The 8,831-nt window shown below is 67.4% G+C and carries 9 protein-coding genes; 3 read left to right on the top strand and 6 right to left on the bottom strand.

Annotation, left to right across the window (positions count from 1 at the left end; all coding sequences use genetic code 11):
* Window positions 1–248: 248 nt before the first annotated feature.
* Window positions 249–1,007 (top strand): hypothetical protein, encoded by a 759-nt coding sequence (locus AC04L7_RS07135; protein ID WP_435999201.1) that lies wholly within the window; start codon window positions 249–251, stop codon window positions 1,005–1,007.
* 94 nt (window positions 1,008–1,101) lie between these two features.
* On the opposite strand, the gene arr is transcribed toward AC04L7_RS07135, so the two are convergent.
* A complete protein-coding gene (gene arr, locus AC04L7_RS07130; protein WP_435999200.1) occupies window positions 1,102–1,503 on the bottom strand; it encodes an NAD(+)--rifampin ADP-ribosyltransferase in 402 nt (133 codons plus the stop codon).
* A 390-nt stretch (window positions 1,504–1,893) separates the two neighbouring features.
* Here arr and AC04L7_RS07125 point away from each other — a divergent pair, with 390 nt between their 5' ends.
* The gene (locus AC04L7_RS07125; protein WP_435999198.1) at window positions 1,894–2,862 is read left to right on the top strand and encodes an SDR family oxidoreductase; all 969 of its coding nucleotides are present in this window, start codon (window positions 1,894–1,896) and stop codon (window positions 2,860–2,862) included.
* A 239-nt stretch (window positions 2,863–3,101) separates the two neighbouring features.
* The gene (locus AC04L7_RS07120) at window positions 3,102–3,488 is read left to right on the top strand and encodes a hypothetical protein (RefSeq protein WP_435999196.1); all 387 of its coding nucleotides are present in this window, start codon (window positions 3,102–3,104) and stop codon (window positions 3,486–3,488) included.
* A 207-nt stretch (window positions 3,489–3,695) separates the two neighbouring features.
* Here AC04L7_RS07120 and AC04L7_RS07115 read toward each other — a convergent pair whose 3' ends face one another.
* From AC04L7_RS07115 to AC04L7_RS07095, 5 genes are all read right to left on the bottom strand, one after another.
* The gene (locus tag AC04L7_RS07115; RefSeq protein ID WP_435999194.1) at window positions 3,696–4,145 is read right to left on the bottom strand and encodes a hypothetical protein; all 450 of its coding nucleotides are present in this window, start codon (window positions 4,143–4,145) and stop codon (window positions 3,696–3,698) included.
* Between the two features lie 184 nt (window positions 4,146–4,329).
* Window positions 4,330–6,585 (bottom strand): DUF5916 domain-containing protein, encoded by a 2,256-nt coding sequence (locus AC04L7_RS07110; RefSeq protein WP_435999192.1) that lies wholly within the window; start codon window positions 6,583–6,585, stop codon window positions 4,330–4,332.
* A 60-nt stretch (window positions 6,586–6,645) separates the two neighbouring features.
* Entirely contained in the window at window positions 6,646–6,942 is a 297-nt protein-coding gene (locus tag AC04L7_RS07105; RefSeq protein ID WP_296282720.1) for a hypothetical protein, read from the bottom strand.
* 73 nt (window positions 6,943–7,015) lie between these two features.
* Entirely contained in the window at window positions 7,016–8,476 is a 1,461-nt protein-coding gene (locus AC04L7_RS07100) for a serine hydrolase domain-containing protein (protein ID WP_435999190.1), read from the bottom strand.
* A 117-nt stretch (window positions 8,477–8,593) separates the two neighbouring features.
* Window positions 8,594–8,831 (bottom strand): LytTR family DNA-binding domain-containing protein (locus AC04L7_RS07095; protein WP_475512745.1); only part of this gene is annotated, 238 nt, incomplete at its 5' end.

The raw sequence follows: 8,831 nt of genomic DNA, 5'->3' as shown, positions 1-8,831 counted from the left end.
ACACGAAGGTGCAGGGTGCGGCGCAGAGCGCCGATGCCGCGAACCAGTCCGCACAGCAGGCCAACCAGCGCCTGGATCAGATCGAAGGCCGCGTGCGTCAGCTAGAGTCCGCGCCGCGTCGCGTGCCGCGCGGCTGACCGCGCCCGCACGATTCATGACGGATCGTGGAATCCGCATCCCGGTGGCCGCGACAGGCCACCGGGATGCGTACTGATATCGCTCCAGTGTCGAGGAACCGCACCCTCCGTATGCGCCCGCATTCTTTCATCCGTATCGCCAGCGGCGCGCTGTTGTTGACGCTCGCGTTCGCCGGTTCTGTTGCGGCCAAGTCCCAGGCCGACACGTCACGGGCCGACAAGGCCTCCGAGGCCAAGCCCGCGCAAACGGCCACCAGTGCCGACCAGCTTCCGGAAGGCCAGCAGGTCTCCGACACGATCGTCGCGCTCGCAGGCTGGATCGTCGCGACCAGGGACAGCCAGGGGTATCCCTTCGCCATCATCGACAAGGCGGCGGCGCAGATCCTGGTGTTCGACGGCGAGGGTCGCCCGCGCGGCGCCGCACCGGGCCTGTTCGGATCTGCGGTCGGCGATCACACGGCGCCCGGCGTCGCGGGGCTTGCCCTTCGGGAGATTCCCGGCCGTGACCGCACGACGCCGGCAGGTCGCTTCGTGGGTGGCTTCGGCCCCTCCATCGACGCCGGACGCGTACTGTGGGTGGACTACGATTCCGCGGTCTCCATCCATCCGACCGCCACCGGGGTTCCCGCCGAGAAGCGCGAAGAGCGACTCGCGTCGCCGACACCGGACGACAACCGCATCACGCACGGGTGCATCAACGTAGCGCCCACGTTCTACACCGACATCATGCAGCCGACGTTCGAGAAGGGCGGGGTGTTCTACATCCTGCCGGACAAGGACACGCTCGAGGACACGTTCCCCGAGTTCGCGCAGAGCCGTGCGGACATGGCGGACGGCGGTAAGAAGCGGGGACGCTCGGCCCGCAAGTGAGTCGCGCGCGGCAGCAGCCTGCGCGTCACGCATCAGCCAGCGACGTGGACGCTCGCGCGCATTCACGCGCGTGCGTCGCCCGCACCGCTCAGTTTCAATCCTCTATCGCCTCCACGCCCTGCCGGTCCAGTTCGGCCAGGCGTGCGCGCATGGCCGCGAGTCGTTCGGGCGAGTGGCCGACCCAGCCGTGTACTTCCGCGACCACGCGCAAGGGGTCGCGCGTCCGGTAGGAGCGCGTCGGATTGCCGGGGAATTTCTTGTCGGTGAGGTTGGGGTCGTCTTCGAAGGGGCCGGTCGGCTCGACGATGTAGATGTGCCCGCGTCCCGAGCCGACCGCCAGTTCCGCGCCCCATGTCGCAGCTTCCAGCATGGCGGTCAGATAGACGTACTTCGCGACGCGGCGTTTGCCGAAGTTGGAAACGTGGCCTGCGACGATCAGGTCGCCGGGGACGAGTGTTGCCTGGGTGCCGTGGTAGTAGACCGGGGTATCGCGCATGGGAGGAGCTCGTGTGTCCTGCCGAATCGACAGGCCGGCGATACTGATGCCCGCCCCGGGCCTTGCCGCAAGCCCCGGGGCGTTATATACATTGAGGGTGGGAGGCGCAGCGCGCCTCTTTTTTTGTGCCTGGATTCAGGTGTGTCGCAACGGAAGCATCCAACCGGATCGATGTTGGCCAACGAGCCTTGCAGCGCCGCAGGCAGGCGATGCCGACTGGCATGCGCCATCCGCGATGGCGTTGCCTGCCTTAAACGCGTCTTAAAGTCGCGTCGCGACACTGCCTCACGGCGACGATGCACCGCGTCGTCGTGCCCCGCGCTGCGTCGTGTCGCTCGTCGTGCGAAGCCTGTGCGTGCTCTTCTTTCTTCCCTCCACAAGGTAACGATCATGGCAGGCTGGACGACGTCGGATATTCCCTCCCAGGTGCGGCGCACGGTCCTGGTCACCGGAACGGGCGGCATTGGCCTGCACGTGTCCCTTGCGCTCGCACGGGCAGGTGCCACGGTGATCGTGGCGGGACGCAACGCCGCCAAGGGCGCGGCCGCCGTCGAGCAGATCAGCCAGGTGTCGCCGCGGGCGCGCGTGCGCTTCGGCGCCGTCGATCTGGCCAGCCTCGACTCGATCGAGACCTTCGCCGACACCGTGCTGCGTTCGCACGGCAGCCTGGACCTGCTGGTCAACAATGCGGCCGTGATGACGCCGCCCCAGCGCAAGGAGACCACCGACGGTTTCGAACTGCAACTGGGGACGAACCATCTGGGCCATTTCGCGCTGACGGCCCGGTTGCTGCCGTTGCTGCGCGAGGGATGCCATGCGCGCGTCGTGTCGCTGTCGAGCATTGCCGCGCGCAGCGGTGCGATCGATTTCGACGACCTGCAATCGCACCGTCGGTATGTGCCGATGGCCGCCTACAGCCAGTCGAAGCTGGCGTGCCTGCTGTTCGCGTTCGAGTTGCAGCGACGGAGCGTGCGCGAAGGGTGGGGCATCCAGAGCCTCGCCGCACACCCCGGCATCTCGCGCACGGACCTGCTGCCCAACGGCGCTGGCCCCGGCAGTCCGCAAGCGCTGGCACGCCGCTATCTGTGGTTCCTGTTCCAGCCCCCGGAACGAGGGGCTTTGCCGCCCCTGTACGCGGCGACTGCAGCCACGGCGCAGGCCGGTGGTTACTACGGGCCGGACAGGTTGAGCGAGACACGCGGCCATCCGGTTGCGGCCAGGGTGCCGCCGCAGGCGGAGGATGTCGCCGTCGCCGAGCGCCTGTGGCAGGAGTCGGAGCGCCTCACAGGCATCGTGTTTGGCGGTCGCACGGCACAGGGTGCTCGGAAGGCGGCGCTGGACGCGGGATCGACGGTGTGAAGCCGCCGCATTGGCGAAGGCATGACCCAAGCGTCGTAGTTTCAAGAGTCACTGGGCACGTAGGGTGGGGTGAGTGAGGCGGCTTCGCACGGGAGCGTCGGTCTACCTATCGATGATGACGACGCGGCGTGATCGACGGGAATCACCTGCCGCTCAGTCCGTCCCCAGTCGCTTTGCGATGGGGCAAATGGCTGGCAGGATGGGTCAGGAAGATCGTGTCGCCATGGAGTCCGTCCATCATGAAGCCGTTGTTCCGTCTGCTGGTGGCGTGCGTGCTGTCATCGATTCTGGTCGCCTGCGGCTGCGTGGACGAGTACGTCGATACGCTGCCCTCTCCCGACGGCACGCTGAAGGCCGAGCTGCGCCATTGCGGCTGCAGCATCACCACCTATCGCCGGACGCAGGTAACGGTGCTGGAGTCTTCGCGCGAGGCGGAGTGCATGGCCTCCAACGGTGTTGCCGGATTCGACGCGCCGTTCGATCACGTACCGCTGACGCTGCAGTGGCGATCCAACCACACGCTGCATGCGAGCTACCCGGACTATCTGGGGTTCCCGCAGACGCAGTACAGCGCGGGTGATCCAGCAAGACCAAAGGTGACCTTGGTATTCGAGGGTGCGCCGTAGAGTGCACGTGGGGGGTGAGCACTGCATGCCCGGCATGCCCAGTGTCACGGCATTGCGATTCGGGTCATCGGTCGTCAGGACCCGAGCACACGCGGGCCCCTGTATTCGCGAACGCGGGCGGGGGCGTGCACGTCCGATCCGACGCGGGCAGGGACAGGTCGGGGTGAGGCTTTACTTGGTGAGCCCTATGTATGGGCCCGGGTGGTCTTACTCGACACGGCGAGAAGACCGGTCACCTGTACGACGGGCCTCTTCGATCCAGTCCAGGGCTTCGCGGTAGCCTTCCTCGCTTTCCAGGACGCGATCCATCAGGGGCCGCCCCGTCAGCGTGAGGTACTCGCCGAGGTGCGCGGGCGTGAGTCCGGCGGTCTCGGCGGCCTGGTGGAACAGGTGCCAGCGCATCGCGCGCTTCTCGCGTTCGTAACGCAGCCAGAAGTCTGGAAAGACCTCCGCACCCGCACGCGCGCGATTCACCGGCTCTCCCGGGTTCCTGCGGTTGGGGGCGAGGCGCTGGGCGGCGGCGAGAAGCAGGTGTGCCATGTCCTCGCGCTCTACGGGGGCCTTCGCCGCGCGCAGTTGCCGGGCACACCGATCCAGGGCGGTGGATAGAGCGCGCAGCGAGGCCTGGAGGTAGGGATTCGGGTGGTCTTTGATCATCGGTCGACGGTGCACGGGGCGCGAACAGCGCCCGATCACCAAGGTAGACGTCCGGCGGAGCGATTTCCCTATGGTGCTGTTCGCGATATCGGCCCCGGTGCGTTCGATGCGGTCGCGCAGCCGCAGTGCTTTCTGCTATCGATCGACTTGATCATTTTTTTGAAGAGCAGCATCTCGATTGCTTTCAGAACCGATAGCGCAGCTTGGCTACCAGTTGATCGGTATCGGTCAGCGACAGCGCCTCCTCGAACAGCTGGGCAGTGCCCGGGCGGCGGCGCTCATGCTCACCCAGGCCGCCGCGCGACCACGCTAGGTAGACGTCCGACTGCGGTCCGAGCAAATACCGGTAGCGCAGCTGGATGCCAAAGCGGTTGATGTCGAACGCGGAGAGCTTCTCGCCGGTGTAATGCAGCCGGCCATCGGCGCCGCGCCGGTAACGTTGGCCCCCCTCGGCACGCAGCCCGAGCCATTCCGATTTCAAGCGCAGCTCGTGCTGGCGTCCGGGAAACCAGGCGGCGTCGAGCCTCAACGCATCGCCTCGGCGCGTGTAGCGGCCCGCGCAATCGCCACCTTCCCAGATCAACCAGTCCCTGCTGATATCCGGCGCAAGTTCCAGCTTCGCGTTGAAACGGTCGCCGGCGAACCAGTTCACTGCAAACCGTGCGGCCTGCGAGAGACGCGTACTCAGGCCGAGCGCCGCCAACGATAATTCGGCCTCGTACGACCACGCACCTAAGCGGCGGCTTACCACGCGGGCGCTTGCCTCGTTCCGATGGCCGAACCACACCGCGCCGTGCCCGCGCAGGAAACGGTCGTCCCAGCCGCCGCTGCTGGTGACGCTGTCGACGATGATCCGGGTGCCGCTGCGCAGATCGAAGGTGCCGCGCGCGATCCACATGTCCGGCAGACGTTCGCCGCGATGATTGCGCCGTGCCTGCGCTTCCAGCGACCAGCGCGCCGTCGACAGGCGAGAGGACGGGCCTTGGCTGCGATGCAGGTAGGCGCCAGTGACTTCGATCTCATCTAGATCGCCGCGGCGCTGGTAGCCCAGGTCGTTGAAATCGAGGTCGGGATCGAAATGGGTAGCTTCCATTTCGTAGGTCCAGCTCGGCGACGGCATCCAGAACAGCCGGAGCCATGCACCGGAGCCGCTGCGCGTCACTCCATGCTGGTTTGCCTCGCTGGCGAGCACCTGCGCATCGACCACCAGTTGCTCGCCACGGCGCCAGCTCAGGTCGACCGCGTGCACGCGGGCCTCGCGCTGCAGGAACGGACGGCGGACATAAGTCCCGAGCCAGCCGACGTTGATTCCGGTCGATACGGGGTACTGCAGGCGCGCTGCTTGGAAGTCGCGGCCGACGGGACCGCGCTCGCTCGCGGACAGCAGGCCGTAGCCGAGCGCACCGAGCGAGCCGTTGAGCTTGATCGCGGCCGCGATGTCGGCCATTCCGGTGCCGTCATCGGCCTCAGCGCCGATGCGCCGTGTGTGCACCAGTCGGCCGGCATCGGGTGTGGTCTGCTTGAAGATGCTCTGGTTCTCGGTGAAGAACGGACGTCGGTCGCTCTGGAACGTCTCCACGGCGTCGAAGCTGATGACCAGGTCGTCTGATTCGACCTGGCCGAAATCGGGATTGACCGTGGCGCCCAGCTGGAAGGTGGGCGACGGCTTCCACAGCAGATCGACGCCGGCCTTGTGGCGGTGGTCGCCCTCGAGACGGTCGTGGGTGACGGTCGCGTACGGCCATACGTGCAGCAGCGCCTTGCGGTACTGCGCCAGGTTCACGCGTTCGAAGGCGGAGACGAAGCGCGCTCGCTCGGGCGAGACGGCGGGATAAGCGACCTGTTCGCCCGTGGCCCCCAGCGTGCGGCTGAAGTGGACGGCAATGTCGCGGGTGGGTGCATCCGCGCCGCGCATCGGCGCCACCGTCCATGGCAGAAGCAGTTCCACCTGCCAGCCGGCGTCGTGCTCGCTCACCGCCCAGGTCCAGTCGGTGTCCCAGTCGGTGGCAAGCTGGTTCTCGTTGGTCACCACGCCGTCCTGAACCGAGCCGGACAGGTCCACGCCGAAGCTGTAAGCAGTACGGCCGTCAGCGTCGAAGTCGATCATCACCGCGACCCGATCGGCGCGCGTGTCCTGATCGCGTTCGAGGCGGGGTCTGATGCGCGGATAGTCGTCTGACTGTGTGAGGGTGAACCCCACCACCAGTCCATCCGGCGTGGACAGCAGGTACGCCACCGTCGCTGCGCTATCTGGGGCGTGCGACAGCAGGTATGGGGCCACCACGCGGAAATCGCGGTACTGCACCGCGTCGCGCCACTCCGGTTCGTCCAGGCGACCGTCGACCACGATGGCCGCCTGCGTGGCCGGTACCACCAGTCCGCTGCAGAGGAGAAAGAACAGGCGCGCACGCACGCGCCGTGATGGGCCGCGTGTGCGCATCGACGGGGTCCTATGGGAGAGAAGAAGGCCGCGACCGGGCGCGGTCGCGGCGAGGATGTTTCAGCGCGGCTGACAGACCGGGGGATTGGTCATGCCGAACGACAGCAGGTTGCCGCCGTTGACGGTGCACGCATAGGTCTTGCCATTGCGCGCCTTTAAGGTGACGTAGGTATTGGTGCCTTCGGTGCGGCGCTCGATCAGGGTGAGTTCCGACGGAGACAAACCGAGCACGCCGCCGGTTTCGGACAGGATGCGTTCGTCGGAGAGGGAGTTGGTGCGGCTTGCGATCGAACTGCAGCCGACAGTAGCGAGACAGAAGACGGCGAGACTGATGCAGGCGAGAGTGCGGAAACGCATCGTGTGGTTCCTTTCCATGATGGGGCCGTGAGGGATCGCGCGTGCCGGCCCCGGGGACGCGCGCGCACGCGGCTTAGCGCGTCAGGGTCAGCGTGGACGTGGCGTTGAGGGACACCGTCCATTCGCCGTCACGTACGGCACGCAGGTCGTACAGGCCGTAAGGCGTGGCGAGAGCTGCACGCGACAGCATGCCGTCGTCGGCAAGCGCGACGATGCGCAGGCGGTGTCCGGGCCACGCATACGCGCTGGCGAAGAAGTCGCGCAGAGGTTTGGGTGCGACGAAGTCGCCAACGCAGCGGCCGTGTTCGAGGCGGAACGTCGCGTCGAGTTCGAAGTGTTCGTCCTTAAGCGCGCCGGTCAGGCGTGCGCCGACGGGGCATGCCGCGGCCGTCAGGCTGGCCGGCGGCGTGCGGAACGGCGCGGCCAGCAGTTCCGCAGTGGTTTCGATCGCCGACACCCACATCGCATTCGACAGTACGCCGACGGCGGTGCCCTGTCCGGGCCACAGGAGCAACACGCTACGTGCGCCGGTGGTAGTGCCGGCGTGGTGCGCGATCCGGTCGCCATCGGCATCGCGGCCGACGCGCCAGCCGAAGCCCACATCGTAGTCGCGCTCATGCACCGGGGTGCCGTCGGCCAGCAGGGTGGGTTGCAGCATCGCCTCCCACCGCGCGGCGCCAACGATTTGGTGGTCGAGCAGGCGGCCACCGAAGGTCGCCAGCGCCTCGGGCGTGGCCGCCAGTCCACCGCCGGGCCAGGTGTAGCTCATGTCCGTGTTCGGGACGCGCCGTGCGGGTCCGTGCTCAATGTCGTAAAGAACGGATGCCTGCGCGGACGGCGCGTCGCCATCTGCCAGGATGGCCAGTCCGTCGGTGACGTGCTGGCGCACGTAGTCGAGGAAGTGCAGGCCCGAGCGCGCTTCGATCATCGCGCCGATCAACGTGTAACCCCAGGAGGAGTAGGAATACTTCGTGCCCGGCGTGGACAGTAGAGCGCGGTCGGAGAAATAGCCGACGGCATCGCGCGCGGTGGGATAGCGGACCTTGCCGAGCGTCTGCAGATCGTTGCCCGCGTAGTGCGGCGCGCCGGAGATGTGTGCGGCGAGTTGGCGTACGGTCACTCGCGACCACGCAGGCGTCAGCCAGGGCAAGGTGGCGCCGACTGCGGCATCGATGTCGAGCCGGCCGTCTTCGATCAGCTTCGCCGCCGCCGTGGTGGCTATGACCTTGGATACGCTGGCCAATCGGAACACGGTGTCGCGTTGCACTGGCGCGCGCGCTTCGACATCGCGCAGGCCGGCACAGCCCGTCCAGGCGACGCGGCCATCGCGCCATACCGCCGCGCCCATGCCGGGTACGCCGTTGGTCTCCACCAGAGCCTGCAGCAGTCGTTGCGAGGTGGTGCTGGCGGCGTCGGCGGGCGCGGTGCTGCAGGTATCGGACGCCATCGCGGGCACGGCGGTCGCGAGCAGCGCGAGGATGCACGCCGCGCTCAGGCGTGTGCGTGCATGCGTGAAGGGAGATGGGGCTGGCATCGGTCGGCTCCGGTCGGGGAGCCTTCAACCTAGTGACGCCGTCCGGTGATGTCGCGCAGCGTGCGGTTGTGCGTGCCTGCGGCGCGCCGATCCGGTGGTGCGCCGCGTACGCGACCGTCAGGCGCGTGCGTGCAGCGCCACGAGCAGTGCGTCGATATAGGTGYGGCTGACCCGCACGGGTGTGCCGTCGTGCAGGCGTAACACGGCATCTCGGTTGGTCAGCGGCTGCAGTTCCGCCACCTGGTCCAGGCGCACGATCGAGGAGCGGTGCACGCGGACGAAGCGCGCAGGGTCCATCTGCGCCGCGAGCTGGTGCAGAGATTCCCGCACCATGTACGTACGCGCGCCGACGTGC

The sequence above is a fragment of the Pseudoxanthomonas sp. LjRoot204_2 genome, assembly GCF_056175765.1.
This window is presented reverse-complemented; position numbering and strand designations above follow the sequence as displayed.